Raw genomic sequence first — 26,673 nt, 5'->3', positions numbered from 1 at the left:
CCAAATCTCATTGTCCATTTTCTCCCATAGTCCAATTTATCCAGCGCATTCTATACATAAATTGCCCCTTTTTAGATACATCCCGCATTTTTTCATCTGTTTCTGCAACAGGATAAAATTGTTAGCGAACTGACTCTGAACCCTCACATTTTGTAGTGGCAGCATTGCTCATTAGCATAGAGAATTCACTTATTCCCTGTGAAATGGGCGGATGGCATGAGGCTATCCGGTAGTCGACAATGGACGGTCTCTTATCTCTTTATCAATCAATCAGGCAGCGGCAGCTATTGTTGTCGGGTTATTACCCCTTGTTTTGCTACCTCAATTACCGAGCGCTAGTAGCATTGGTACATTGCTGATATTAGGGGGGGCACTAGGTTTTAGCCGTAATAACTATTGCCAATGTTTGGCATTAGTTTTGATCAGCTTTGTTTGGGGGAGCTGGCACGGAAATCGGGTGTTGGCGCAAATTGAGGCATTAACTCAGGGCGAGCAGCAAATAATCGCAACGATAAAGAGTTCACGTCTGGCATGGGCCGAAGGTAGCAAGGTCCTACTGAGTATTCAACAAGTTAATGGGCAACGAGTGTTCCCGCCGATCGCGGTAGCGGTACATTGGCCAGAGGCGCTTGAGCACCACTGTGCTGGGCAGCAATGGGCGGTTAGATTGCGGATGCGGGCGGTTCACAGCTTATTAAATGAAGGGGGTTTTGACAGTCAACGCTGGGCGATGGCAAATCGCCGTCCATTGCAAGGTAGGGTCATTAAGGCTGAATTACTTGATGCGCGCTGTAATCTGCGCCAACAAGCCATCAGTGTCATTGAACAGCAACTCGGCCCCTATAACCAGCGGCAGATATTGCTGGCGCTGGCTTTTGGTGAGAGGAGACAGCTAGATACATCACAATGGGCGCTTTTGCGTGATACCGGTACAGCACACCTAATGGCGATTTCAGGGCTGCACATTGCTTTGGCGGCTCTGTTTGGTGGAATACTGGCACGAGCACTACAGCTCTTATTATCTATCAGATGGATTAGACCACTATTTCCACTGCTAATGGGCTGGCTGGCGGCAATGATTTATGTATGGTTGGCGGGTGCAAATCCACCGGCAGTCAGAGCTGCTATAGCATTAACTCTGTGGCTGCTGCTCCGGTTGTTCGCTATTTCATGCAGCACATGGCAAGTGTGGCTATGGGGATTAGCGCTAATTTTATTGAGCGAGCCACTCGCCGTGCTATCAGACAGCTTCTGGCTCTCCTGTCTGGCGGTATTCAGCTTGATATGCTGGTATCACTGGGTGCCTCTTTCCGTTCGTTTTCGGGTGGGTTGGCGTGGGTTGGTTATACGGTGGTTCCATTTGCAATTTGGCATGATGTTGTTGTTGATGCCACTACAAATTGGGTTGTTTCATGGTGTCAGCTTATTTTCGATACCTGCAAATCTATGGGCAGTACCCCTTATTTCTTTACTGACTGTGCCTTGTGTGTTGCTAGCAATGGCATTCACGCTGCTTCCTACTATCGCGGGTGTATTCTGGGTTATGGCTGATATGTCAATTACCGCCGTACTTTTGCCACTCAATCATCTGAGAGCGGGTTGGTTTCATACGGGGGTGACATCAGTCGCGTTGGGCTATGGAGGCTGGCTAGGCATACTGATTTGGCGTTTTCAGTGGTGGCGCAGTTATCCCATTGGGGTCGTAGCGCTTTGTGTCAATTTGGCCTTATTCAGCCATCGGCGTGATGAGTATCGTTGGCGTGTTGATATGCTGGATATTGGACATGGTCTGGCAGTGATCATTGAGCGCAGGGGGAAAGCGATTGTCTTTGATACCGGTAACCGCTGGAATAAGGGCAGCATGGCTGCCGCAGTAATTCTGCCTTACTTGCGATGGCGCGGTATTGTCGTTGAGCAGATTATTCTAAGCCATGATCATCTGGACCATACGGGGGGATTGGCTGAACTTCAGGCGACTTTTCCACGGGCAAGTGTTCGTGCCTCCTACCCTGTTGCAAGCATTGTAAGCAGTTTGCCCTGTAAACAAGGCGTTGTATGGCAGTGGCAAGGTTTGGATTTTGAGGTTTTATGGCCCAAAGCACAGGTCGCTGATGCCCAAAATGATGACTCATGTGTTATTCGCATTAATGATGGTAAACACAGCTTATTATTGACAGGCGACCTTGAAACTCAGGGAGAGCTGCAATTGGTTAAAAATGCCCGCGCTAAATTAGCCTCAACAGTATTGCAAGTTCCTCATCACGGCAGTAATACGTCGTCAACGGCCCCTTTTCTGCGGGCGGTGAAACCCGAATTGGCTTTAGCTTCCGCTGCACGCTATAACCAATGGCATCTACCAACAAGAAAAGTGATTAACCGCTATCAAAAAAATAACATCATTTGGCGAGATACATCGGTGTCAGGGCAGTTAAGTATTTATTTTTACGACAATAATTGGCAAGTTAAGGGTTATCGCGAACAATTAATGCCACGTTGGTATCACCAGCGGTTTGGTGTTAGAGGTCATAATGAGTAGAATAGGCCGCTATTTCTTCTGGTGCTGGTATTTGCATGATGAATGATAAAGATCTATCCACATGGCAGACATTTCGTCGCCTCTGGCCAACGATCACTCCTTATAAGACAGGTCTTGTTGTTGCGGCGATAGCGTTAATCCTTAATGCCGCCAGTGACACATTTATGCTGTCATTGCTGAAACCATTGTTAGACGACGGGTTTGGTCATGCGGACAGCTCAATTTTAAAGTGGATGCCGCTGGCCGTTATCGGTTTGATGGTGGTCCGTGGGATAACCGGCTTTGTCTCTAGCTACTGTATTTCATGGGTATCAGGCAAAGTGGTGATGCATATTCGCCGCAGATTGTTCAGCCACATGATGGGGATGCCGGTATCCTTTTTTGACCAGCAATCGACCGGTACACTGTTATCGCGTATTACCTATGATTCCGAGCAAGTTGCTGCATCCTCCTCTAGCGCATTGGTGACAGTGGTGCGGGAAGGGGCTTCTATCATCGGCTTGTTCATTATGATGTTTTATTATAGCTGGCAGTTATCAGTTATTTTAATCGTCATAGCGCCGATTGTTTCGATCTCTATTCGATTGGTTTCTAAGCGTTTCCGTAATATCAGTAAAAATATGCAAAGCACCATGGGTGAAGTGACCACCAGTGCTGAGCAAATGCTGAAAGGGCACAAAGAAGTATTGATCTTTGGTGGGCAGAAAGTTGAAACCGAACGCTTCGATACAGTCAGTAACCGCATGCGCCAGCAGGGGATGAAACTGGTTTCTGCTTCCTCCATTTCTGATCCGATCATTCAGTTGATTGCGTCTTTTGCCTTGGCATTTGTACTGTATGCTGCCAGTTTCCCAAGCGTGATGGAAACCCTGACTGCCGGGACTATTACTGTTGTCTTCTCTGCAATGATTGCTCTGATGCGGCCATTGAAGTCACTGACCAATGTGAATGCACAATTCCAGCGTGGTATGGCAGCTTGCCAAACACTATTCACGATCTTGGATATGGAGCAGGAGAGAGACGAGGGTAAACTGGAGATTGAGCGCGCTAAAGGTGAAATTGAGTTCCGCCATGTGACCTTCTACTATCCAGGCAAAGACATCCCGGCGCTGAATGATATCAATATGCACATTGAGGCGGGTAAAACCGTGGCATTGGTTGGGCGTTCAGGCTCAGGTAAGTCGACCATCGCCAATTTGCTCACCCGTTTTTATGATGTCAGTGACGGCAGTATCTTGTTGGATGGGCACGATCTGCGTGATTACCGACTCGGTGCCTTGCGTAACCAAGTCGCATTGGTGTCGCAAAACGTTCATCTGTTCAATGATACCGTGGCTAATAATATCGCTTACGCCCGCGATGAACAGTACAGCCGTGCTGAAATCGAAGAGGCAGCCCGCATGGCTTATGCCATGGACTTTATCAATAAAATGGAAAATGGCTTGGACACCGTTATTGGTGAAAACGGCGTGATGCTTTCCGGTGGTCAACGTCAGCGTATTGCCATTGCCCGTGCGTTACTGCGCGATTGCCCAATATTGATTCTGGATGAAGCGACTTCGGCACTGGATACTGAGTCTGAGCGCGCGATTCAGGCCGCCTTGGATGAGCTACAGAAAAACCGTACTTCGATAATTATTGCTCACCGGTTATCCACGATTGAAAAAGCCGATGAAATACTGGTCATTGAAGATGGGCATATTGTAGAACGTGGTGTGCATGCTGAATTATTAGCGAAGCAAGGTGCTTACGCCCAACTTAACCGTATGCAGTTTGGCCAATGATTGAGCGTATCTGGTCTGGGCACTCTTGGCTCTATTTGTTGCTGTTACCACTATCTTGGTTATACGGCGCAATTACTTGGTTTATCCGGGCCAGCTACCGCTTGGGGCTGCGAGCGTCATGGCGCTCGCCGGTTCCGGTTGTCATTGTGGGTAACCTGACTGCGGGAGGGAATGGCAAGACCCCAGTCGTCATCTGGCTAGTGGAGCAGTTACAACAACGGGGCTACCGTGTTGGTGTTGTCTCTCGTGGTTATGGTGGCAAGTCTGCCGTCTATCCGTTACTGCTCACTAATGCAACCACGACCTCGCAGGCGGGTGATGAACCGGTGTTGATTTTTCAACGCACTGGTGCGCCCGTAGCGGTTTCGCCAAAACGGGCGGAGGCAATTAAGTCGCTGCTGCAATCTCATACTCTCGATTTCATCATCACCGATGATGGTTTGCAGCATTATGCATTACAGCGCGATTTTGAGTTGGTGGTTATTGATGGTGTACGCCGTTTTGGCAACGGCTGGTGGTTACCCGCAGGCCCGATGCGCGAACGGGCAGGGCGACTGCACTCAGTGGACGCGGTGATCACTAATGGTGGCGTCGCCGCAGCAGGAGAGATCCCAATGCAACTGGTCGCACGGGAGGCGGTCAATCTGCTTACGGGGGAGCGCCAACCCGTACAGCAGCTACAGCATGTCGTTGCTATGGCTGGCATTGGTCATCCACCGCGTTTTTTTGCCACATTGAGTATGCTGGGTATTGAGCCTAAAAATGAGTATGCCTTTGCGGACCATCAAGATTATTCATTGGCACAACTTAGCCCACTGACGACGGGCCCACAAGTTTTGCTGATGACCGAAAAAGATGCCGTCAAATGCCGGGCTTTCGCTCAGCCTAATTGGTGGTACTTGCCGGTAGATGCGCAGTTGCCACCCGATCAGGCCGAATCATTGTTGCTGAAAATTCAGGCACTATCTCAGCACTCAAAATAGCCCAATGTTATACATTCAGCCGAGTGAGCTTCAGGGCGGTTGCGCATGCGCTAAGCGAGCGCTGCTGAGTCTCTTCGTACAGTTGCAATTCATCCATAACCGCGATACCCAGATCGCGCTCAAAGTCTTGTTGACTTGAATGTCCGGTAAAATGGCTCTGCCCTTTATCCCCTAAATTGGACTGAAAGATACCGGCTGCGCTGACCGGCAGGAAATCCTCATAAACCAAAGGTTCATATCGGATAAACCCTGCTTCAATCAATTCCTCTAGCGTCAGTGCCTGTATTGACTCCGTTGGAGCATTATGACTTTTCTCTGTGGGGAAATAGCGGAAGAAGGCAAGTTGCTCTGCACGCATCGCCTGATAATTATCAGGAAACTGACGAAATTGCTCGCTGAGAATAGCCATGTACTGCGCGGCATTTTTTTCATTTGCGGGAACCTGCAATTGATCTTGTGCCGCTTGCAGCAACCGGTCATAGAGCTGACGACCTTTGGCTGTCAGCGCGGCTCCGCGTTGCTCTATTTCCCCGAAGCGGGCAGTGTGATGCCCCTGGGTCATTTGTCCATCGGTGGAGATAAACGCGATTTTCTCCTCCAACGCTTTAAAGCTGGTTTGCCGCAGTAGTATCGGGCAGTTGCGTGGTGGTGGCCCTTCAATCACGGCTTTGGGGGTGATGTTATGCTGTGGCATTGCCAATTGTACTGCATCAATATTCAATGTACGTGGGGTCAAATGGTTAATATGAGGCCCTTTGAAAGCCACTACATCAGCAACTAGTCGATGTTGATCATGCAGTTGTTGATAGATTTCAGCACTGACCGTTGCTTGATTATGCCAGCGGAACGTCTCTAGTGACTGAGTGATGAAATCATCAGCCTCGTGGCGGGTCAGCCCACCCGCAGTTTCAGACTGAACAATAAGCTCAATAGCTCGTGAGGTGAAAATGGTTCTTTTTGCCAGAATATCAGCTGCCTGTTGTCGTAGTTTGGGTTGCTCAATCAACTCCAAACGCAGTAATGAGGTGAAAATTCTGAATGGGCAGGCTTGGATAGAGGCTTCATGCACGGCGCGGAAAGCCGTCGAGTGGACTGGCACGCCAGCCGGGGCCAGATCATAATAGCCGACAGCCTCCATCCCCATCACGGCAAAAAGGCGGCGCAGCATGGCAAGTTCAGCTGCGGTTCCCACACGGATAGCGCCATGTCGCTCCATGCTCAGGCGCTCAATCTCTCCGGTTTGTCGCAAATGGCGTGCCAATGCAGGTTGTTGATTTATAGTCTGTTTGTTGGTGTCGGCAACCAACTGTATTAAGGTGCCGTAGAGAGGAACTTCGGCCTGATACATATCCGACATAGCGCGAGAGAATTTGGCGCGGATCTCATCGGGATGGATAAATAATTGCTGGCTCATAATCAGGTCGCTCCTGCTTGCCTATCGAGGTCGTAAATGGCCAGATAATGATATATGCGGCGCACGTATGTTCAGTTTCATTTTAGATTGATATCGATAAATAGGTTGTTAAGCAGCGGAGAATATTGGTTTTTTATGCGTGGCATCTCATTTGTGCTGCGATTTAATCTATAACTCCAGATAAAATAGTTGCGCAATGGGATGTTTTGTGAGTAAATACGCGCTGGCCTGTAATACAGACCTATTTATGTGTAAGAGTGTACGAGAGTAAGGCAAAGCAGTTCCCCCCAAGACGTTATCTTTCGATACCGCTTCAAAGGCGAATCTTCTAGTATCTCCGATAGTAACTCCCATAAGTAATGTTTCTGAACAGACCACTATTATTATCCCCAATAGCACTGAATGCCTTACGGCGAATAAATCAGCGTGTATTGTGGTTACAAACATTGTTGCTCTGTCATTCAGGAAAATAATGTTTGGATTATTTTGGTAAGTGATAATGCCTATGTGCTAATCATCTTATCCAGATAACAACATTCTAAGGCCCGTACTTATGCGGGTTTTTTCATAAAATCAAGCTCATAGAGGTTTAATCAGAAAACTTTAGGATGGGCAACTGCATCTAAACAATAAATAAAAATGAGTTGTTAGGATGCCCAGTAAAAGGAAATTTATTATGACGTTAAAAATGGGTCGCGTGAAATGGTTCAATCAGTCTGAAGGCTACGGTTTCATCTCACCGCACGACGGTAGTTTGGATGTGTATGTCAGCAAGACAGCCATTGCTAACACCAAAAATAAATCACTGAGTGAAGGGCAGGACGTTGAATTCTCTACTTATCGTAGTATTCACGGGCCGTCAGCAGCAGATGTGATCGCTTTCTAAGCGAACGGCTACCCAAGGGTAGCCGCTTCTACTCTTCTTACTTTACGCCGCAGCGTTGTTAGCTGCTTTCACTTACCCGAATTACTTACTTAATGTAAGTTCATCGGGCTTCGTTCAATTGCTGCCTAGCTGCGACGCCAATTACTTTGAGTAGTTTTTGCCTCTATTCAATCAATATATTGATTGCTGGGCGATTTTGCAGGTGCTTCTATTTGTATTTTTACGGTCTAGTTGCTGAAGTTAGCAAACAGCGCAATGATTTTATGGAATACTTTCATTTCTTACTCGATAGACATAATTGTGTGATGTGAGTCACAAAATATTACTCCTCGCTATTCAACATATCAATAACAAATCCAACATTTATCACCCTGATCTGGGGGCGAATTTACTTATATTGATACTCATTAACATAACTCTTTGTTATTAGTCATTGATATGACTGACGATGCCAGCGCAGTTAACCTGCATCAGTGGATATGGTATCCTCGACCACTTTCCTGTTGGCTAAACTCCTTTCTGGAGGATGTATGGACCACCGTTTACTCGAAATCGTTGCCTGCCCGGTCTGCAACGGCAAGCTGTACTTCAATAAAGAAAATCTTGAGCTGGTATGTAAAGCTGACAATCTGGCTTACCCCGTACGTGATGGCATTCCAGTCTTGTTGGAGAACGAAGCCCGTCCACTGTCAATCGATGAGAAGCACGTATGAGTTTCATTGCTATAATTCCCGCCCGTTATGCTTCAACCCGTTTACCCGGTAAGCCATTGGCTGATATTGCTGGCAAACCGATGGTCGTTCATGTGATGGAACGCGCGCTAGCATCTGGTGCTTCTCGGGTGATTGTGGCAACAGACCATCCAGAAGTGGTGAAAGCTGTCGAGGCGGCGGGGGGGGAAGTGTGTCTGACCCGCGCTGATCATCAATCGGGTACTGAGCGTTTAGCGGAAGTCATTGAGCGTTATGATTTCGCGGATGATGACATTATCGTCAATGTGCAGGGTGATGAGCCTCTAATACCACCGGTTATTATTCGTCAGGTCGCGGATAATCTCGCGGCATGTAGCGCGGGCATGGCAACATTAGCAGTGCCGATTGAAAGCAGCGAAGAAGCTTTTAATCCTAATGCCGTCAAAGTGGTGATGGATGCTCAGGGATATGCGCTCTATTTCTCCCGTGCTGCGATTCCGTGGGATAGAGAGCGTTTTGCTCAATCAAAAGAGACCATTGGCGACTGTTTCTTGCGCCATATTGGTATCTACGCTTATCGCGCCGGTTTTATCCGCCGTTATGTTAACTGGGCGCCCAGCAAGCTCGAACAAATCGAACTGCTAGAGCAACTTCGTGTGCTGTGGTATGGCGAGAAAATCCACGTGGCAGTTGCTAAAGCGGTGCCTACGGTAGGGGTTGATACGCAAGAAGATTTAGACAGAGTTCGGGCCGTCATGCTCAATCAGTAACCATTGTGCTCAATAAGTAATAAGGGCTACAGCGCTTAAGCCAAACTGAATGGGGTTTGGCTTTTTTAATGGTTTTTATTCTGCACTACGCTGTTTTACTTTTATTGTGGATATTATTTGATCTGCGTTCTGGAAATCTCCTGCCTGCCATCCCATTATGAAGAATCAATTTTGCCAGATAATCGAGTAGAGCCTTATGGAACAGCTGAAAGCTGAGTTAAGTGTCGTACTGGGGGAGTCAGTTACCCGCCTTGAACGTATCAGCGAGCAGCCCTATGCCCACCTGTATGCAATGTATAACCAGCAGGGGCAGGCTATCCCATTATTGGCGAAAAGCTATGTTTGTCAGGGAATTGCCCAGCAAGAGGCTTATAAGTTGTCGATGCTGGCGCGGGAAGGCGATATCCGCTTACCGACAGTGTACGGCTTAGTCATGACCCATCAATCCCCCTATAAAGAAATTCTGCTGATGGAGCGGCTACGGGGTGTTTCCGTAGAAGCACCAACGCGGACGGGTGATCGCTGGAGTGCCCTAATGGATCAAATTGTTGAAGGCGTGTTGGCTTGGCATCGAATTGATAGCCATGGCTGTGTGGGCAATGTTGATAGCACGCAGGAAAATGATTGGTTCAGTTGGTATCAGCAGCGAGTTGAAGTGCTGTGGGCCAGCTTGTCGAATATGAATTCGCCGCTCATGACCTTGGAAGACCGTGCGATACTTTACCGTGCCAGAGCTTCACTCAAGGCACTTTTCGCCGATTTTGACGACAGTACGGTGCTGGTTCATGGCAATCTCACTCTGCGCAGTATGCTAAAAGATGCGCGCAGCGACCAGTTGCTGGCGATGCTCAATCCCGGTCCGATGTTGTGGGCACCGCGTGAGTATGACTTATTCCGCCTCAGCGAAGAGGGGATGCCGAGCCAACTCCTATATCGTTATCTCAATAAAGCGCCAGTCTCTGAATCCTTCGTTGCCCGCCGTTGGCTCTATATGCTTTGGGAGCTTGTCTCGCGCTTTATTCATACGGGAAGTTTGGATCGCGCCTTGTTTGATAACGCCGCGCGACAACTTTTACCGTGGTTACATTAGCGCACGCGATCAATTTGTTTTATTGCCGTCGCTATTTTCATTACTCTCGCCGCCATTTAATTTTTGCCACATCAGACCCAATGTCTCATACCAGGCGCGCTCGCTATGACCTAAATAGACTGCCGCCGGGATAGTGCGCTCCCAGCTATGCAGTGGTGTGGTAATAGCCAACTGATTTGCTGGAGCTGGAATAGGGTGCAACCCAATGGCGGTAAAGAATTTAATCGCGCGGGGCAGATGGCTGGCCGAGGTCACCAGCAAAAACGGTTTATCCCCTACTAAGGTGGCCACCGCTGCCGCCTCTTCATGAGTATCTTTCGGCTGTTCTAACACCACAATATCTGCCGCCGGAACGCCTAAACTTTCTGCCACCTGAGCGGCGGTTTTCGCGCTGCTTTGGTTGTTGGCCGTGCTGCCGCCAGTAAACACCATTTTCGCATCCGGATGGGCGCGGTACAGCCTGACCCCCTCAGTCACTCTGGGCAAACTATTCGCGAATAAATTTGCACTTGGCGCCCAATTCGGATTAAACGTGTAGCCGCCGCCAAGGACAACAATGTAATCTACCGGGTCGTTTCCCTGATAAGTGGCGTATTGTTTTTCCAGTGGCAATAGCAGGCGATCCGCGACAGGTTGTAGGCTAATAAGCAATAATACCAGCCAACTTAATGTGAAAAGTGTTTTGCCACTTTTCTGCCAGCGAGTAAACCACAATAAGATTAATGCCAGTCCCATAACCATGAGTAGAAAAGGCAGTGGCATTAATAAGCTGCCAACAAATTTTTTTAAGGTAAAAAGCATAGAAATGGGGACCTTTTGACTGAAAAAACGGCATTTGGTGAGGATTACGGGTCAAGAAGATTTATTCTAAGTCAGGCTGTGCCAAAATAGCAGGTTGGAAGGCACTCTTTTTGCTGTGGCTATCGATTTACTCGTCTTTTATTAACGCCGATAAATCAATAGTCATAGATTTACCCAAAGTCACTGGCGGAGCAGTTGTCAATGCAGGATCGTAATTTCGATGATATTGCCGAAAAGTTCTCCCGCAATATCTACGGTACGACGAAGGGAATGATTCGTCAGGCAGTGGTTTGGCAAGATATTACCGAGCTGCTCGCGCAATTGCCGCAGCGACCGTTACGGATTTTAGATGCCGGAGGGGGCGAAGGGCATATGGCTTGCCAACTGGCGGCATTAGGCCATCAGGTTCTATTATGTGACCTGTCTGCTGAGATGATCCAGCGTGCAAAAGCTGCGGCTCAGGAAAAAGGTGTGAGCCACAACATGCAATTTGTACAAAGTGCGGCTCAAGATATCACCCAACATTTAGAACAGCCGGTTGATCTGATATTGTTCCATGCGGTTTTAGAATGGATTGCAGAGCCACAAGAAGTTCTGCAAATACTTTTTAATACGTTAAACCCAGGTGGCGCACTCTCATTGATGTTTTTCAATGCCAATGGGTTGGTGATGCGCAATGCGGTATTAGGTAACTTTCAGTTGGCGATACCGGGTTTAAAAAGGCGTCGACAGCGCTCGCTGTCACCGCAATACCCTCTAGATCCGCCGACGGTATATGGTTGGCTTGAGCAAATGGGTTTATCCATTTGCGGCAAGACGGGAGTACGGGTGTTTCACGATTACATGAAAAATAAACAGCAACAAGTCGATGAGTTTGCTGAATTATTGGCGTTGGAACAGCGCTATTGCCGGCAGGAGCCCTTTATCAGCTTGGGGCGCTACGTGCATGTCATGGCGTTTAAGCCGAATCTGAAGGACCCATTATGAGTGAATTTTCCCAGACAGTACCCGAACTGGTCGCCTGGGCGCGGAAAAATGATTTTTCGATTACTCTGCCAACGGAGCGTCTGGCCTTTCTTATGGCTATCGCCACCTTAAACGGTGAGCGGTTGGACGGTGAAATGAGCGAAGGGGAGTTGATCGATGCATTTCGTCACGTCAGCAAAGGTTTTGAGCAGACCTCTGAAACCGTGGCGGTGCGGGCGAATAATGCCATCAATGACATGGTGCGTCAGCGGTTACTGAACAGATTTACCAGTGAGATGGCCGACGGCAATGCCATTTATCGTCTAACGCCACTGGGCATCGGAATCACCGATTATTACATCCGTCAGCGCGAATTCTCCACCCTGCGCCTGTCAATGCAACTGTCGATTGTGGCGCAAGAGCTACAGCGGGCGGCGGAAGCGGCAGAAGAGGGCGGCGATGAATTCCACTGGCACCGTAATGTTTTTGCGCCACTAAAGTATTCAGTGGCTGAAATCTTCGACAGCATCGATATGACGCAGCGCTTGATGGACGAACAGCAACATAGCGTGAAAGAGGATATCGCCGCATTGTTGAACCAAGATTGGCGTGCGGCCATTGCCAGTTGTGAAATGTTGCTGTCAGAAACCTCAGGTACGCTCCGTGAGTTGCAAGATACGTTAGAAGCGGCAGGTGATAAGCTTCAGGCGAATTTATTGCGTATTCAGGAGGCCACCATCGGCAATGCCGGGCTGGATTTGGTCGATAAGTTAGTCTTTGATCTGCAAAGTAAACTTGACCGTATTATTAGCTGGGGCCAGCAGGCGATTGACCTGTGGATTGGTTATGACCGCCACGTGCACAAGTTTATCCGTACTGCGATTGATATGGATAAAAATCGGGTATTCGCCCAACGACTACGTCAATCGGTACAGAACTATTTTGATAGCCCTTGGGCCTTGACCTACGCTAACGCGGATCGCTTGCTGGATATGCGCGATGAAGAGCTGACGTTGCGTAGTGAAGAGGTAACAGGGGAGCTGCCGCCGGATCTGGAGTTTGAAGAGTTCAATGAGATCCGAGAGCAGTTAGCCGCCATGATTGAGCAGGCATTGCTGGTGTACCAGCAGCAAAAAATGCCGCTCAATTTGGGGGAAGTGATGCGCGACTACCTCGCGCAATATCCGCGTGCTCGTCATTTTGACGTGGCTCGTATCCTGGTCGACCAGGCAGTTCGCCTTGGTGTGGCCGAAGCCGATTTCTCAGGGTTACCTGCCGAATGGCTGGCAATCAATGATTACGGAGCCAAGGTGCAGGCACATGTCATCAACAAATATTGAAGTCGTTATGCCAGTTAAACTGGCTCAGGCATTGGCCAACTCACTGTTTCCTGCGCTGGATAGTCAGTTACGTGCGGGTCGCCATATTGGCATTGATGAGCTGGATAATCATGCTTTCCTGATGGATTTTCAGGAGCAATTAGAAGAGTTTTATACTCGCTATAATGTGGAGTTAATCCGCGCACCGGAAGGTTTCTTCTATCTGCGCCCTCGCTCAACCACCCTGATCCCGCGCTCAGTGTTATCCGAGTTGGATATGATGGTTGGCAAGATCCTCTGTTATCTCTATCTCAGCCCGGAACGTCTGGCCCATGAGGGGATCTTCGCGCAGCAGGAGTTGTACGAAGAGCTGCTGAGTTTGGCCGATGAGAGCAAATTGCTGAAGTTTGTTAACCAGCGCTCGACCGGTTCGGATTTGGATAAACAGAAGTTGCAGGAAAAAGTACGAACGTCACTTAACCGGCTGCGTCGGTTGGGCATGATCTACTTTATGGGCAATGACAACAGCAAGTTTCGCATTACTGAGGCGGTGTTTCGCTTTGGTGCGGATGTGCGCAGCGGCGATGACCCACGTGAAGCCCAGCTACGCATGATCCGTGATGGCGAGGCCATGGCGGTGGAAAATAGTCTGTCACTCCATGATGAAACCGATGAAACTGACATCACCATGGGCAATACAACGGACAGTGCAGAGGATGAACAGGAATGATTGAACGCGGTAAATTTCGCTCACTGACCTTGGTTAACTGGAACGGTTTCTTTGCCCGAACATTCGATCTTGATGAACTGGTCACCACTTTATCTGGCGGTAATGGGGCCGGTAAATCTACCGCCATGGCCGCTTTTGTCACCGCATTGATTCCTGACCTGACCTTGCTGCACTTTCGTAACACCACCGAAGCCGGCGCCACCAGTGGCTCCCGCGATAAAGGGTTGCACGGTAAATTGCGCGCCGGGGTCTGTTATTCAACTCTGGACGTCGTTAACTCGCGCCATCAGAGGATCGTAGTCGGTGTGCGCTTGCAACAAGTGGCAGGGCGTGACCGTAAAGTTGATATCAAACCTTTCACCATTCAGGGGTTACCGACAGCTATCCAACCAACGCAGATTCTCACCGAAGTGGTGGGCGAGCGTCAGGCACGTGTGCTCTCTTTGCAAGAGCTGAAAGAGCGCGTCGAAGAGATGGAAGGAGTGCAGTTTAAGCAATTTAACTCCATCACCGATTACCACTCCCTGATGTTCGATTTAGGGGTGATTCCGAAGCGTTTGCGCTCCTCTGCTGATCGTAGCAAATTCTATCGTTTGATTGAGGCATCCCTGTACGGTGGTATCTCCAGCGCCATCACCCGTTCACTGCGCGACTACTTATTGCCAGAAAACAGCGGCGTGCGTAAGGCCTTCCAAGACATGGAAGCGGCGCTCCGTGAGAACCGCATGACACTCGAAGCGATTCGTGTCACTCAGTCTGACCGCGACCTGTTTAAGCATCTGATCTCAGAGGCAACTTCCTATGTTGCTGCTGACTATATGCGCCATGCCAATGAGCGGCGCATTCATCTTGATGGTGCGCTGGTCTTGCGCCGTGACTTGCTCGCCAGCCGCAAACAACTGGTGACCGAGCAGTATCGCCATGTGGAGATGTCCCGCGAGTTGGCGGAGCAAAGTGGTGCGGAATCGGATCTCGAGACGGACTATCAAGCGGCCAGTGACCACCTAAGTCTGGTGCAGACTGCGATGCGTCAGCAGGAAAAAATCGAGCGTTATCAGAGCGATTTGGAAGAGCTGACCTACCGATTGGAAGAGCAAAGTGAAGTTGTCGGTGAAGCTGGCGAACAACAGGCGGATAACGAAGCTCGCGCCGAAGCTGCTGAGCTGGAAGTGGATGAACTGAAAAGCCAGTTAGCCGACTACCAGCAAGCGCTGGACGTGCAGCAGACCCGAGCTATTCAATATCAGCAAGCGCTTCAAGCACTGGAACGCGCTCGTGCGCTGTGCCAATTACCTGAATTAACAGCGGATAATGCCGAAGAGTGGCTGGAAACCTTCCAGGCCAAAGAGCAGGAAGCGACTGAATCCTTATTGCAGATTGAGCAAAAACTGAGCGTTGCTGATGCCGCGCACAGTCAATTTGAACAGGCGTACCAACTGGTGGTGAATATTGCCGGTCAGGTCAGCCGCAGCGAAGCTTGGCAGACCGCCCGTGAGTTACTTCGTGACTGGCCTTCTCAGCAACATTTGGCCGAGCGGGTGCAGCCATTGCGTATGCGTCTGTCCGAATTGGAGCAGCGCCTACGAGCTCAGCAAGACGCCGAGCGTTTATTGCAGGAGTTCTGCAAGCGGCAAGGGCAGGTTTATCAACCGGAAGAGCTGGAAGAGTTGCAGCGAGAGCTGGAGTCTCAGGTTGAAGAGCTGTCTCTCAGTGTCAGTGATGCAGGTGAACGGCGCATGGAAATGCGTCAGGAACTGGAGCAACTAAAGCTAAAAATTCAGGAATTGACCGCGCGCGCCCCAGTTTGGCTGGCGGCGCAAGATGCCCTGAGTCAACTCAGCGAGCAGAGTGGCGAGGCGCTGGAAGATAGCCGTCAGGTCACTGAACACATGCAGCAGTTGCTGGAGCGTGAGCGCGAAACCACGGTTGAACGTGATGAAGTGGCGGCGACCAAACGCACGATTGATGCTCAAATCGAGCGATTGAGCCAGCCGAGCGGTGCTGAAGATGCCCGTATGATTGCGCTGGCAGAGCGTTTTGGTGGCGTGCTGTTATCTGAGATTTATGACGACGTCACCCTCGACGACGCCCCTTACTTCTCCGCGCTCTATGGCCCGTCACGCCATGGCATCGTGGTGCCGGACTTGGCACTGGTGCGCGATCAACTGATCGGTCTGGAAGATTGCCCGGAAGATCTCTATCTCATCGAAGGGGACCCACAGTCATTTGATGACAGTGTATTTGCCGTCGAAGAGCATGACAAAGCGGTGGTGGTGAAAATCGCTGATCGCCAGTGGCGCTACTCGCGTTACCCGGAAGTGCCGCTGTTTGGCCGCGCCGCCCGCGAAAATCGATTGGAAGCGCTGTACCAAGAGCGCGACAGTTTGGCAGAGCGCTACGCCACCTTGTCATTTGATGTGCAAAAAACGCAGCGTTTGCATCAGGCATTCAGTCGCTTTATCGGTTCTCATTTGGCGGTGGCATTTGATGCGGACCCTGAAGCTGAAATTCGTTTGCTGAATACCCGTCGTGGCGAAATCGAACGTGCCCTGAATGCGCATGAAGATCAAAACCAACAGCAGCACCAGCAGTTTACACAGGCCAAAGAGGGGATTTCAGCCCTTAACCGATTGATTCCGCTGGTTTCACTGTTACTCGATGATACCTTGACCGATAGAGTCGAAGAGATCACCGAAGAGCTAGCAGAGGCACAGGAAGCAGCCCGTCATATCCAAAAATACGGTGCTTCTCTGACCAAACTGGAGCCGCTGTTAGCCGTCTTGCAAAGTGACCCGCAACAGCACGAACAGTTGCAGGAGAACTATGTGCTGGCTCAAAACAGTCAGCGCCAAGCAAAACAGCAAGCCTTCGCCCTGACCGAAGTGGTTCAACGCCGTGCGCACTTCAGCTATACCGACTCTGCGGGCATGCTAACAGAAAACTCGGATCTTAACGATAAGCTGCGCCAGCGCTTAGAACAGGCCGAAGCAGAACGTACCCGTGCGCGTGAGCAGTTACGCCAATATCAGGCGCAGTTTACCCAGTACAACCAAGTTTTGGCCTCGCTAAAAAGTTCTTACGACGCTAAGCGTGAGATGCTGAAAGAGCTGAGTCAGGAGCTGGTGGACATTGGTGTTCAGGCTGATGCTGATGCGGAAGCGCGCGCCCGCACTCGTCGCGATGAGTTGCATGCTGCACTAAGCACTAACCGTTCGCGGCGTAATCAGTTGGAAAAACAGATTACTTTCTGTGAAGCCGAGATGGACAGCTTGCAGAAAAAACTGCGCAAGCTGGAGCGCGATTATCATCAAATCCGTGAGCAGGTGGTCAATGCTAAAGCGGGTTGGTGTGCGGTGATGCGGATGGTGAAAGATAACGGCGTTGAGCGCCGCTTGCATCGCCGTGAACTGGCGTATATGGACGGTGACGAGCTGCGCTCGATGTCGGATAAGGCGCTGGGGGCACTACGTCTGGCGGTGGCCGATAACGAACATCTGCGAGATGTGTTGCGTCTGTCAGAAGATCCGAAACGGCCTGAACGTAAAATTCAGTTCTATATCGCGGTGTATCAACATCTGCGTGAACGTATCCGCCAGGATATTATCCGCACTGATGATCCTGTCGAAGCCATTGAACAGATGGAGATTGAGCTGGGCCGCTTGACCGAAGAGCTGACGGCGCGTGAGCAGAAATTAGCCATCAGTTCCAAAAGTGTGGCAAATATCATCCGTAAAACCATTCAGCGTGAACAGAACCGTATCCGTATGCTGAACCAAGGTTTGCAAGCGGTCTCCTTTGGTCAGGTGAAGAGTGTGCGGCTGAATGTGAATGTGCGCGAAGCACACTCTACCTTGCTCGATGTGTTATCAGAGCAACAAGAGCAGCATCAGGATCTGTTCAACAGCAACCGTCTGACCTTCTCGGAAGCGCTGGCAAAACTGTATCAGCGCCTGAACCCACAAATGGATATGGGGCAGCGACTACCGCAGACCATTGGTGAAGAGTTGTTGGATTACCGTAACTATCTGGAGCTGGAGGTCGAAGTTTACCGTGGCGCAGATGGCTGGTTACGTGCTGAAAGTGGCGCATTATCGACCGGTGAAGCTATCGGTACGGGGATGTCGATTCTGGTGATGGTGGTACAGAGCTGGGAAGAAGAATCACGCCGTTTACGCGGCAAAGATATTTCTCCTTGCCGTTTGCTGTTCCTCGATGAAGCGGCGCGTCTGGATGCGAAATCAATCGCGACATTATTTGAGTTGTGCGAGCGATTAGAAATGCAATTAATTATTGCGGCACCCGAAAATATCAGCCCAGAAAAAGGGACAACCTATAAACTGGTGCGAAAAGTCTTCCAAAATCATGAGCATGTGCATGTGGTTGGCTTGCGTGGTTTTGCAAATGAAATACCGACATTACCGGTTGAACAACTTCAGGGTGGTTAATAGTTGTTCAAGTAAAACGCAACAATAATTAATCCTATTAAATAGCCGCTTAAACGCGGCTATTTTTATTTCAGTCACATCTTCGGGTTATATTTTATAAGTGCAGAAAATCTGTTAGCGTAATGTGATGGATAAAATTATAGCGTTAGCGACTCACTCGGGCATTTCAGTTTGTATAATTATATTCATGCCCAAAAGTATGAGGGAGCAGCTAATACCGCAGCAGTACCAGTTAAGCCGCTAATATCGCAGCAATGTCAGGGAAGAAGGGTAACGACAAACTATGACGTATTTAGATAAGCAGCAGACCGGGGGCATAGAATGTCGATAGGGAAACGAAATCCGCAACGCGCATTGGCGTTATATTGCGCTTTAATTTGTAGCTCGATGCCTGTATTGGCAGCATCGGCGGCGGCACCGATCACACCTGTAGATTCATCGCCAGTACTGTCCACAAGTGGTCAGACTATACCGGCTACATCAAACCTGTCCGTGGCACAAAGCCGTTCACAACTATTGACGATGCTGCCTAAAACAGTGACGCCTTTATATGCTTCTGATCTGGCACTGATCTATGCTGGAAACGCCATGCAACCGATGTGGCAGGATAAAGTGGCTACCCAACGTTTTCAGCAACAATTAGCCGAAGTGGCGCTCTCCGGTATTCAACCGCAATTTATGCAGTGGGTGAAATGGTTGAGTGACCCTGAAATTACCGGTATGGCGCGAGATGTTATTTTGTCTGATGCCATGCTGGGGTATTTGCACTTTATCTCAGGTGTCGGGGCTAATGGTAGTGTTTGGTTGTACAGCAATGTACCGTACAAAATGGCGATGCCACCCGCCATGGCGTTAAATCGCTGGAAGCAAGCGGTACAAGAAGGCTCTACCGCAACCTATTTGGCGTCTTTGGCACCCCAGCATCCTCAATACGACAAAATGCACAAGGCGTTGAAGCAGATGCTGGCGGACCGACGACCATGGCCACAGCTCTCCAATGGTCCGAGCCTGCGCCCGGGTCAGCTCAGTGACGATATTCCGGCGCTGCGTGAAATTCTTGACCGAACCGGCATGTTATACCCTGTGGTGGCGACGCCAGTAAAAGCCCCAGAGGTTATCCCTGTTGATAATCCGACGGTTGCTGCCGTTAATGACGATCTCTCTGTTGATGAAGAGAAAAGTCGTTCTCAGGCGCACAACTTAGTGGTTAGCCCGTCAGCGGCACCTGTTGCGGATGTTCCGGTCACAGGAGGTGCGGTGGCGGCACCGTCATCTGCGCCTCTGACAAGTACCACCACACTCACCGACAATATCTACACGCCTGAGTTGGTGGAAGCCGTCAAACGTTTTCAACTGTGGCATGGATTGAGTGATGATGGTGTTATTGGTGCACGTACCCGCGAGTGGTTAAATATTTCGCCACAAACGCGGGCGACTTTGCTGGCACTGAATATTCAGCGTTTACGCATTTTGCCGGGGAAGGTTGATAACGGCATTATGGTTAATATTCCAAACTATTCGCTGAATTATTACAAGAATGGGACTGAAGTGCTCTCATCTAGGGTCATTGTTGGCCGTCCGAGCCGCAAAACTCCGTTAATGAGTAGCGCGCTGAATAATGTGGTCGTCAATCCGCCGTGGAATGTGCCGACCTCTCTGGTGCGCCAAGATATCGTACCAAAAGCACGCTATGACGCGGGTTACTTCCAACGCCACGGTTATACCGTGCTGTCTGGTTGGAGTAATGAGGCTGAGGTCGTTGATCCATCGATGATCGACTGGAGCATGATTTCACCTAATAACTTCCCTTATCGCCTACGTCAGGCCCCTGGTGCCAGCAATTCATTAGGGCGATTCAAATTCAATATGCCAAGCTCTGATGCTATCTATTTGCACGACACGCCAAACCATGGATTGTTCCAGAAAGATATCCGTGCGTTGAGTTCCGGCTGTGTGCGGGTGAATAAAGCTTCTGATTTAGCCAATATGCTGTTGCAGGATGCGGGTTGGAATGATGCGCGAGTCTCATCAACGGTGAAGCAGGGCGATACCACCTACGTCAACATCCGCCAGCGTGTTCCTGTGCAATTGTATTACCTAACTGCATGGGTTGCGGATGATGGTCGGCCACAATTTAGAACAGATATTTACAATTATGATAAAACGGTGAGATCAGGTGCACAAATCTCACCTCAAGCTGAACTTTTGCTGCAATAAATGCAGTAAAACTCAATAACTAATGGTCTTAATATCGGGTTATCGTAGGGGGAGCCTAAGCCAAGGTTCCCCTTAACCGGACATCAACGCACAGTGAATGCGGGCCGAATGCGGGTTGACTGGTTTTCCGTAGGCGGTTAAGGTTCGGGTCGGCACATTTAGTGCTTTCTTTTGACATTCTTGCCGGGTATTAACAGAGATCATGGATAAAATTGATAATTATCGCCGTAAATGGCTAACGTTAGGCGGGGTAGCGCTGGGTATGTCGCTGCTACCGGGGCAAGCATTCGCTACCCTTTCGACTCCTCGCCCACGTATCTTGACCCTGAATAATTTGAATACAGGCGAGTCGTTAAAAGCAGAGTTTTTTGATGGTCGGCGTTATAACAAAGACGAACTTTCCCGCTTAAATCATCTATTCCGCGATTATCGGGCCAATAAAGTAAAAAGTATCGACCCACGCCTCTTTGATCAGCTCTATCGCCTGCAAGGTCTTCTCGGTACAACTAAACCGATACAGCTTATTTCCGGTTACCGTTCACTCGATACCAATAATGAACTGCGCGAACGCAGCCGGGGTGTGGCTAAGCACAGCTTCCACACGCAAGGAAAAGCGATGGATTTCCATATTGAAGGTATTCAATTGAGCAATATCCGCAAAGCGGCATTAAAAATGCGTGCGGGTGGTGTAGGATATTACCCTCGCAGCAACTTTGTGCATATTGATACTGGGCCGACCAGAACCTGGTAACACGTATTTTTATGCCAATGCATTGAGTCATTGCATTGGGGGTGGAGCATTATGAAATATCAAATTATTCCAGTGACGGCCTTTAGCCAGAACTGCACCTTGATCTGGTGCGAAGCAACAGGGCAGGCTGCATTGGTCGATCCCGGCGGTGATGCCGAAAAGATCATTGCTGAAGTGGCACGCCAAGGGGTCAATGTGAGACAGATTTTGCTCACTCATGGTCATCTTGACCATGTAGGGGCTGCCGCTGAGCTGGCTTCACATTTTGATATCCCGATCTATGGTCCTGAGAAAGAAGACACTTTTTGGTTAGAAGGGTTGCCCGCCCAGAGCCGAATGTTTGGGCTAGATGAGTGTGAAGCTTTTACCCCGACACGTTGGCTGGAAGAGGGTGATAAAGTAACCGTCGGCGAAATAGAGTTGTCAGTCTTGCACTGCCCGGGTCATACACCGGGGCATATTGTCTTCATTGACCAGCAAGGGCGTTTGGCACTGGTCGGTGATGTTATATTTAATGGAGGGGTCGGGCGCAGTGATTTCCCGCGCGGTGATCACCAGCAGCTGATTAATTCCATTCGGACCAAATTGTTGCCATTGGGTGATGATATGACTTTCATCCCCGGTCATGGCCCGATGTCTACGCTAGGGCACGAGCGGCAGAACAACCCATTTATACGTGAGGAACCAGCTATTTGGTGATGACGATTTTTTAGTCGTGTCATCAATGCAGACAACCACAATGAAGGCACCATCAGGGTGCCTTTTTGCGTTATATTTAATAAGCGACCAATACGTTTTGTGAGTCAATAATCAGCTATTTATCTGTGCTTTTATCATAATGATGATGTGCATTGGATTAGCACTCTCTCTACGACATTGACAGGGGCATTATTGGCAGGTAGAAGCCACTAATCAGCAGTAATTGATATTGACGCGGCACGGTTTCTACTGCCGTTTTGAGTTCGTAATATGACGAGCGCCTTTCAATGGAACCCACTATGCCATTTCGTCGTTTCAGACTGAATAAGTTCCTGTCCCGGCTTGGTTTTTCTTGCATGGTATTATTGCTATTTCTGTTACTGGGTGCTGTCGTGATTTATGGCCAGACCAAAGCCAATATGCATCAAGATGCAGAAGCAAAATTATTACAGGGCAGGGCGCGCTTCGATCAGGTATTTAATAACTTGCAACATGCGGCGATTCAGGTAGACACCGGGTTGGGGAAACCTTGCATACAAGTTGTGCAGAATTTACGAGATCAAGTGGTCATGGTTCCCGATGTGCGCTCTGTCTCTTTTGCTAAAGGCTCGAATATCTATTGCTCCTCAATATATGGCCCACTTTCGACGCCTTTTGATCTCGATGTATTTGTTGATGGGCAACTCGAGTTAATGTCGGGCAATGACGTCACACCTGATCGTGCTTTAATGGTGTACCGACAGGCGCGAGGTGAATACAGTATTCTGGTGGCTGTTGATGGCTATTACCTACGGAGTATTCTTAACCTGCTCAGTGGTGATATTCAGCTACAACTGAAAGTCGGCGACAAATGGATGGATTCGGCAGGAGTGGTGCATATCGGCCAGCCTCAGAATGGGGGGGAACTGCTCTATCTGGCATCAGATAAATTTGCCTATTCGCTAAATACGACACTTTCTAATCAGCAATATTTGGCCTATGCCTGGCAATATACTCAAGGCAGCCTGATATTTTTCATCGTAATGAGTATTGGGTCCGCCGCCCTTGTTTTCTGGTTATCAGGCAGAGCAGCGTCGCCAACGCAAGTATTAAAGCAAGCACTGGACAATGGCGAGTTTATTCCTTATATGCAGCCTATTGTGACAGGTAAAGAAAAATACTGGATTGGCTGTGAAGTCTTAATGCGCTGGCAACACCCTGGGCAGGGGATGATTCAACCAAATCACTTTATTCCGATGGCCGAAGACAGCGAACTTATTGTGCCAATGACCCGTTCTATTATGCAGCAAGTCAGTGCGAAATTTGCGCCTTATGTGAATCAATTACCGGAAGGCTTCCATTTCGGCTTTAATATTAGTGCCAACCATTGCCGTGATTTGAGTCTGTTGGATGACTGCCGTCATTTCATTCAGGCTTTTGGCGGCAATAAAATTAATATCACGTTGGAGTTAACCGAGCGCAAATTGATCGTTGCAGATGAGATGACCGATAGGTTATTCGCAGAGCTTCATGCCCTTGGTGTCTTCATTGCTATTGACGACTTTGGCACTGGGCATTCAAGTCTGAGTTATTTGCAGCAATTTAAAGTCGATTTCTTGAAAATAGACCAAAGTTTTGTCGGTATGATTGGTTCCGATGCACTGTCGAGCCATATTGTGGGTAATGTGATTGATTTGGCGACTCGACTGGGGTTACAGACGATTGCTGAGGGTGTTGAAAACGATACGCAAATGCGTTACTTACAGGCGCATAATGTTGATTATCTGCAAGGCTATATGTTTGGGCGACCCATGCCAATGAGCGAGTTTGCCAAATATATGTTCCATTAAGGTCAGTTTGGACTGATAAATTAAGGGAAAAAAGGGTGCCTATTAAAGGCACCCTTTTTATAGTCAGTCACAGAGCACTAATTAGAGCACAGCAACAATAGCTTCACACAGTGGAGCCATGTTGTCCGGCGTCATTCCTGCAACGTTCACTCGGCCAGAATTTACTGCGTAAACGGCAAACTCATTACGCAGACGTAGAACTTGTTCTTTGGTCAGGCCACTGAACGAGAACATACCATTCTGGTTAATGATAAAGCTGAAGTCTTGTTTCGCGCCTTTTTCCTGCAATGTATTAACAAACAACTGACGCATACGGTGAATACGCTGGCGCATATCGGTCAGTTCTTGTTCCCAAATTGCACGCAGTGCCGGGTTGCCCAAAATGGTGGCTACCACAGAGGCACCATGAGCCGGTGGGTTAGAGTAGTTAGCACGAATAACCGCTTTAACTTGGCTGAATGCAATATCAGCTACATCGCTGCTTGCTGCCACAATAGTGCAAGCCCCGACACGCTCATTGTACAGACCGAAGTTTTTTGAATAAGAGCTGCAAACAATCAATTCTTGGTGTGTTGCGGCGAAAATACGCAGGCCCTGAGCATCTTCTTCCAGCCCTTTGGCAAAGCCCTGATAGGCGAAGTCAAACAGCGGCAACCAACCTTTAGCCACAGAGAGTTCAGCCAGTTGGCTCCACTGGGCTGCAGTTGGGTCGATACCGGTTGGGTTATGGCAGCAGCCATGGAACAGTACGACGTCGCCAGCCTGAGCTTCTGACAGGCTATTTAATAGCCCATCGAAGTCTAGTGCATGGTTCGCAGCATCATAATAGGCATACTCAACCACTTCCAGCCCTGCAGCAGCGAAGATGTTTTTATGGTTTGGCCAGCTAGGATTACTGACCCAGACACGTTTGGCGCTGGTTTGATGAGCGATAAAATCAGCGGCGATGCGCAACCCGCCAGTCCCACCCGGAGTTTGAGCGGTACGTGCACGTTTATCAGCAATAATGGCGCTCTGGGTACCGAACAACAGTTCCTGAGTGCAACTGGCGAAAGCTGGCAGGCCGCCAATATCCAAATAGTTTTTAGTAACTTCATTTTCCAGCAAATACTGCTCAGCTTTCTTCACGCTGGTGAGCACGGGCGTTTTACCGGTTTCGTCTTTGTAGACACCGATCCCAAGGTTGATTTTATTAGGGCGGTCATCCGCGCGGAAAATATCGGTCAGGCCCAGAATAGGGTCCGCAGGTGCAGCAGTGATTTTTTCAAACATGTCAGAGGCTTCCATGGCTTAGCGTTAAGCAAACAGAACTATCAGGGTAACGCCAGTTACCGCCTTTGCCAACCGTTTGCGATAAAAAGAAATGAATGTTGTGAGGCGAGGGGATTCAGGGTGAAAAATCGGCGGAATAGCGCCATTGGCAGCGTAATATCCCTACATTGGCTAAGGATAGAAACAAAAAGACAGAGCCGAAGCCCTGTCTTTTTTTCAACTTATGTCAGCAGACAAACTGCCTGATTAAGTTTGACTTAGAACTGGTATACCAAGCCAACACCTACAACGTCGTCTGTCATCAGACCATTTGCTTCGGTGAAGTTGTCTTTATCCAGCAGGTTGATTTTGTAATCAACATAGGTGGTCATGTTTTTGTTGAACGCGTAGTAGGTACCAACAGAAACATATTTCAACAGATCATGGTTGTCATCAGTGTTGTTGTTCAGGTCCTTACCTTTGGACTGAACATAGCCCAGAGATGGACGCAGACCGAAGTCGAACTGGTACTGTGCAGTGATTTCAATGTCACGAGTCTTGTTAGCAATACCATCATTGCCAAATGGAGTCATGTTTTGAGTTTCAGCATACATTGCAGCCAAGTATACGTTGTTAGCATCGTATTTGGCACCAAAGTTCCAAGCCTGAGCCTTGTCGCCTTCAGCAACATGCAGACCAGTCGCTGGATTCAGATGAGCATCTTTCTGAGCAGTAGTACGGTTAGCTGAAGAGAAACCAGCACCGAAGCTTACGCCATAACCGATGTCATAAGTTGAAGAGATACCGAAACCGTCACCGTTGGAATCTTTAATATCGTTATCGCGTTCGTTTTTGCCTTGATATTGCAGGGCAAAGTTCAGGCCATCAACCAGACCGAAGAAGTTGGTATTACGATAAGTTGCCAGACCAGTAGAACGACCAGTCATGAAGTTATCAGAGTTGGAGATAGAATCACCACCGAACACTGGCAGCATGTCAGTCCATGCGTTAACGTCATAGATTACGCCGTAGTTACGGCCGTAGTCGAATGAACCGAATTCAGCAAATTTCAGGCCAGCAAAGCCCAGACGGGTTTTGTTGCCTTCAGAACCTTGAGATTCAGCGTGGTTAGCCTGAATGTTGTATTCCCACTGGCCGTAACCGGTCAGTTGGTCAGTAATTTGGGTTTCACCTTTGAAGCCGAAACGAACATAAGATTCGTCGCCGTCTTGGCCTTTAGCATCAGAGAACTGGTGACGCGCGTCAACTTTACCGTACAGGTCAAGTTTGTTGCCGTCTTTGTTGTAGATTTCTGCTGCATTAGCTGCGCCAGCTGCTAACAATGCTGGGATTACTACTGCAAGAATATTGCGCTTCATCATTATTATTACCCTCATTGGTTTTATTCGGACACCTGCCACTGCCGCCAATAATTTTTTTGGAACTATTGTTGAGAGTTTGGTGTCGTCTGTGTCTGAACGCAGTGTTCCATTCACAGACCTTATAATCC

General features: G+C 48.9%; 19 protein-coding genes. 15 read left to right on the top strand and 4 right to left on the bottom strand.

The window, feature by feature from the left end; genetic code table 11:
- The first annotated feature begins 253 nt into the window (after positions 1–253).
- Genes HRD69_RS17975 through lpxK form a run of 3 tightly spaced genes read left to right on the top strand, consistent with a single transcriptional unit; the run spans position 254 to position 5,303 of the window.
- A complete protein-coding gene (locus HRD69_RS17975; RefSeq protein ID WP_032813146.1) occupies positions 254–2,536 on the top strand; it encodes a ComEC family protein in 2,283 nt (760 codons plus the stop codon).
- A 35-nt stretch (positions 2,537–2,571) separates the two neighbouring features.
- On the top strand, positions 2,572–4,320 hold the full coding sequence (msbA, locus tag HRD69_RS17970) for a lipid A ABC transporter ATP-binding protein/permease MsbA (RefSeq protein ID WP_004873753.1): 1,749 nt from the start codon (positions 2,572–2,574) through the stop codon (positions 4,318–4,320).
- The gene (gene lpxK, locus HRD69_RS17965; protein ID WP_032813147.1) at positions 4,317–5,303 is read left to right on the top strand and encodes a tetraacyldisaccharide 4'-kinase; all 987 of its coding nucleotides are present in this window, start codon (positions 4,317–4,319) and stop codon (positions 5,301–5,303) included. Before msbA ends, lpxK begins: the two co-directional genes overlap by 4 nt.
- 7 nt (positions 5,304–5,310) lie before the next feature.
- Here the strand turns inward: lpxK and hglS are convergent, their stop codons facing one another.
- Positions 5,311–6,717: a 2-oxoadipate dioxygenase/decarboxylase HglS gene (hglS, locus tag HRD69_RS17960; protein ID WP_004873755.1), complete on the bottom strand. Its 1,407-nt coding sequence runs from the start codon at positions 6,715–6,717 to the stop codon at positions 5,311–5,313.
- A gap of 676 nt (positions 6,718–7,393) precedes the next feature.
- On the opposite strand from hglS, the gene HRD69_RS17955 reads away from it, so the two are divergent.
- From HRD69_RS17955 to HRD69_RS17940, 4 genes are all read left to right on the top strand, one after another.
- Entirely contained in the window at positions 7,394–7,603 is a 210-nt protein-coding gene (locus HRD69_RS17955) for a cold-shock protein (protein WP_005159937.1), read from the top strand.
- Positions 7,604–8,133: 530 nt separating this feature from the next.
- Positions 8,134–8,316 carry a Trm112 family protein gene (locus HRD69_RS17950; protein WP_032813148.1) on the top strand — a complete coding sequence of 61 codons (183 nt, stop codon included), beginning with the start codon at positions 8,134–8,136 and terminating at the stop codon, positions 8,314–8,316.
- Positions 8,313–9,065 (top strand): 3-deoxy-manno-octulosonate cytidylyltransferase, encoded by a 753-nt coding sequence (kdsB, locus tag HRD69_RS17945; RefSeq protein ID WP_004873757.1) that lies wholly within the window; start codon positions 8,313–8,315, stop codon positions 9,063–9,065. Before HRD69_RS17950 ends, kdsB begins: the two co-directional genes overlap by 4 nt.
- 196 nt (positions 9,066–9,261) lie before the next feature.
- On the top strand, positions 9,262–10,155 hold the full coding sequence (locus HRD69_RS17940) for a YcbJ family phosphotransferase (RefSeq protein ID WP_004873758.1): 894 nt from the start codon (positions 9,262–9,264) through the stop codon (positions 10,153–10,155).
- Between the two features lie 9 nt (positions 10,156–10,164).
- Here HRD69_RS17940 and elyC read toward each other — a convergent pair whose 3' ends face one another.
- A complete protein-coding gene (elyC, locus tag HRD69_RS17935; RefSeq protein WP_004873759.1) occupies positions 10,165–10,956 on the bottom strand; it encodes an envelope biogenesis factor ElyC in 792 nt (263 codons plus the stop codon).
- A 201-nt stretch (positions 10,957–11,157) separates the two neighbouring features.
- Between elyC and cmoM the strand changes: the two genes are divergently transcribed.
- The 8 genes from cmoM to HRD69_RS17895 all read left to right on the top strand — a co-directional run bounded on the left by cmoM (position 11,158) and on the right by HRD69_RS17895 (position 23,912).
- Entirely contained in the window at positions 11,158–11,943 is a 786-nt protein-coding gene (cmoM, locus tag HRD69_RS17930) for a tRNA uridine 5-oxyacetic acid(34) methyltransferase CmoM (RefSeq protein ID WP_004873760.1), read from the top strand.
- Positions 11,940–13,262: a chromosome partition protein MukF gene (gene mukF, locus HRD69_RS17925; protein WP_032813150.1), complete on the top strand. Its 1,323-nt coding sequence runs from the start codon at positions 11,940–11,942 to the stop codon at positions 13,260–13,262. The genes cmoM and mukF overlap by 4 nt, the downstream gene beginning before the upstream one ends.
- On the top strand, positions 13,243–13,971 hold the full coding sequence (mukE, locus tag HRD69_RS17920) for a chromosome partition protein MukE (RefSeq protein ID WP_032813151.1): 729 nt from the start codon (positions 13,243–13,245) through the stop codon (positions 13,969–13,971). Before mukF ends, mukE begins: the two co-directional genes overlap by 20 nt.
- On the top strand, positions 13,968–18,416 hold the full coding sequence (mukB, locus tag HRD69_RS17915; RefSeq protein WP_032813152.1) for a chromosome partition protein MukB: 4,449 nt from the start codon (positions 13,968–13,970) through the stop codon (positions 18,414–18,416). Before mukE ends, mukB begins: the two co-directional genes overlap by 4 nt.
- A 321-nt stretch (positions 18,417–18,737) precedes the next feature.
- Positions 18,738–20,633 carry a L,D-transpeptidase gene (gene ldtD, locus HRD69_RS17910; RefSeq protein WP_032813154.1) on the top strand — a complete coding sequence of 632 codons (1,896 nt, stop codon included), beginning with the start codon at positions 18,738–18,740 and terminating at the stop codon, positions 20,631–20,633.
- A gap of 202 nt (positions 20,634–20,835) precedes the next feature.
- A complete protein-coding gene (mepK, locus tag HRD69_RS17905) occupies positions 20,836–21,384 on the top strand; it encodes a peptidoglycan L,D-endopeptidase MepK (RefSeq protein WP_004873766.1) in 549 nt (182 codons plus the stop codon).
- Positions 21,385–21,435: 51 nt separating this feature from the next.
- The gene (locus tag HRD69_RS17900) at positions 21,436–22,083 is read left to right on the top strand and encodes an MBL fold metallo-hydrolase (protein WP_004873767.1); all 648 of its coding nucleotides are present in this window, start codon (positions 21,436–21,438) and stop codon (positions 22,081–22,083) included.
- A gap of 299 nt (positions 22,084–22,382) precedes the next feature.
- Positions 22,383–23,912 (top strand): EAL domain-containing protein, encoded by a 1,530-nt coding sequence (locus tag HRD69_RS17895; protein WP_032813156.1) that lies wholly within the window; start codon positions 22,383–22,385, stop codon positions 23,910–23,912.
- 81 nt (positions 23,913–23,993) lie between these two features.
- Here HRD69_RS17895 and HRD69_RS17890 read toward each other — a convergent pair whose 3' ends face one another.
- Together HRD69_RS17890 and ompF are read right to left on the bottom strand one after the other, a co-directional pair.
- Positions 23,994–25,184, bottom strand: a complete 1,191-nt coding sequence (locus HRD69_RS17890; protein WP_032813158.1) for an amino acid aminotransferase — start codon at positions 25,182–25,184, stop codon at positions 23,994–23,996.
- 257 nt (positions 25,185–25,441) lie between these two features.
- Entirely contained in the window at positions 25,442–26,542 is a 1,101-nt protein-coding gene (gene ompF, locus HRD69_RS17885; protein WP_119863614.1) for a porin OmpF, read from the bottom strand.
- Between the last annotated feature and the right edge of the window lie 131 nt (positions 26,543–26,673).

Source organism: Yersinia mollaretii ATCC 43969 (assembly GCF_013282725.1).
Lineage (GTDB): Bacteria > Pseudomonadota > Gammaproteobacteria > Enterobacterales > Enterobacteriaceae > Yersinia > Yersinia mollaretii.
The sequence above is the reverse complement of the archived record's forward strand: the minus strand, read 5'-3'. Positions and strand labels throughout refer to the sequence as shown.

Excerpts from the sequence above, each read along its gene's own strand:
- msbA (WP_004873753.1), top strand. The coding sequence starts at position 2,572 with ATGATGAATGATAAAGATCTATCCACATGGCAGACATTTCGTCGCCTC.
- lpxK (WP_032813147.1), top strand. The coding sequence starts at position 4,317 with ATGATTGAGCGTATCTGGTCTGGGCACTCTTGGCTCTATTTGTTGCTG.
- hglS (WP_004873755.1), bottom strand. The coding sequence starts at position 6,717 with ATGAGCCAGCAATTATTTATCCATCCCGATGAGATCCGCGCCAAATTC.
- HRD69_RS17955 (WP_005159937.1), top strand. The coding sequence starts at position 7,394 with ATGACGTTAAAAATGGGTCGCGTGAAATGGTTCAATCAGTCTGAAGGC.
- HRD69_RS17950 (WP_032813148.1), top strand. The coding sequence starts at position 8,134 with ATGGACCACCGTTTACTCGAAATCGTTGCCTGCCCGGTCTGCAACGGC.
- kdsB (WP_004873757.1), top strand. The coding sequence starts at position 8,313 with ATGAGTTTCATTGCTATAATTCCCGCCCGTTATGCTTCAACCCGTTTA.
- HRD69_RS17940 (WP_004873758.1), top strand. The coding sequence starts at position 9,262 with ATGGAACAGCTGAAAGCTGAGTTAAGTGTCGTACTGGGGGAGTCAGTT.
- elyC (WP_004873759.1), bottom strand. The coding sequence starts at position 10,956 with ATGCTTTTTACCTTAAAAAAATTTGTTGGCAGCTTATTAATGCCACTG.
- cmoM (WP_004873760.1), top strand. The coding sequence starts at position 11,158 with ATGCAGGATCGTAATTTCGATGATATTGCCGAAAAGTTCTCCCGCAAT.
- mukF (WP_032813150.1), top strand. The coding sequence starts at position 11,940 with ATGAGTGAATTTTCCCAGACAGTACCCGAACTGGTCGCCTGGGCGCGG.
- mukE (WP_032813151.1), top strand. The coding sequence starts at position 13,243 with ATGTCATCAACAAATATTGAAGTCGTTATGCCAGTTAAACTGGCTCAG.
- mukB (WP_032813152.1), top strand. The coding sequence starts at position 13,968 with ATGATTGAACGCGGTAAATTTCGCTCACTGACCTTGGTTAACTGGAAC.
- ldtD (WP_032813154.1), top strand. The coding sequence starts at position 18,738 with ATGTCGATAGGGAAACGAAATCCGCAACGCGCATTGGCGTTATATTGC.
- mepK (WP_004873766.1), top strand. The coding sequence starts at position 20,836 with ATGGATAAAATTGATAATTATCGCCGTAAATGGCTAACGTTAGGCGGG.
- HRD69_RS17900 (WP_004873767.1), top strand. The coding sequence starts at position 21,436 with ATGAAATATCAAATTATTCCAGTGACGGCCTTTAGCCAGAACTGCACC.
- HRD69_RS17895 (WP_032813156.1), top strand. The coding sequence starts at position 22,383 with ATGCCATTTCGTCGTTTCAGACTGAATAAGTTCCTGTCCCGGCTTGGT.
- HRD69_RS17890 (WP_032813158.1), bottom strand. The coding sequence starts at position 25,184 with ATGTTTGAAAAAATCACTGCTGCACCTGCGGACCCTATTCTGGGCCTG.
- ompF (WP_119863614.1), bottom strand. The coding sequence starts at position 26,542 with ATGAAGCGCAATATTCTTGCAGTAGTAATCCCAGCATTGTTAGCAGCT.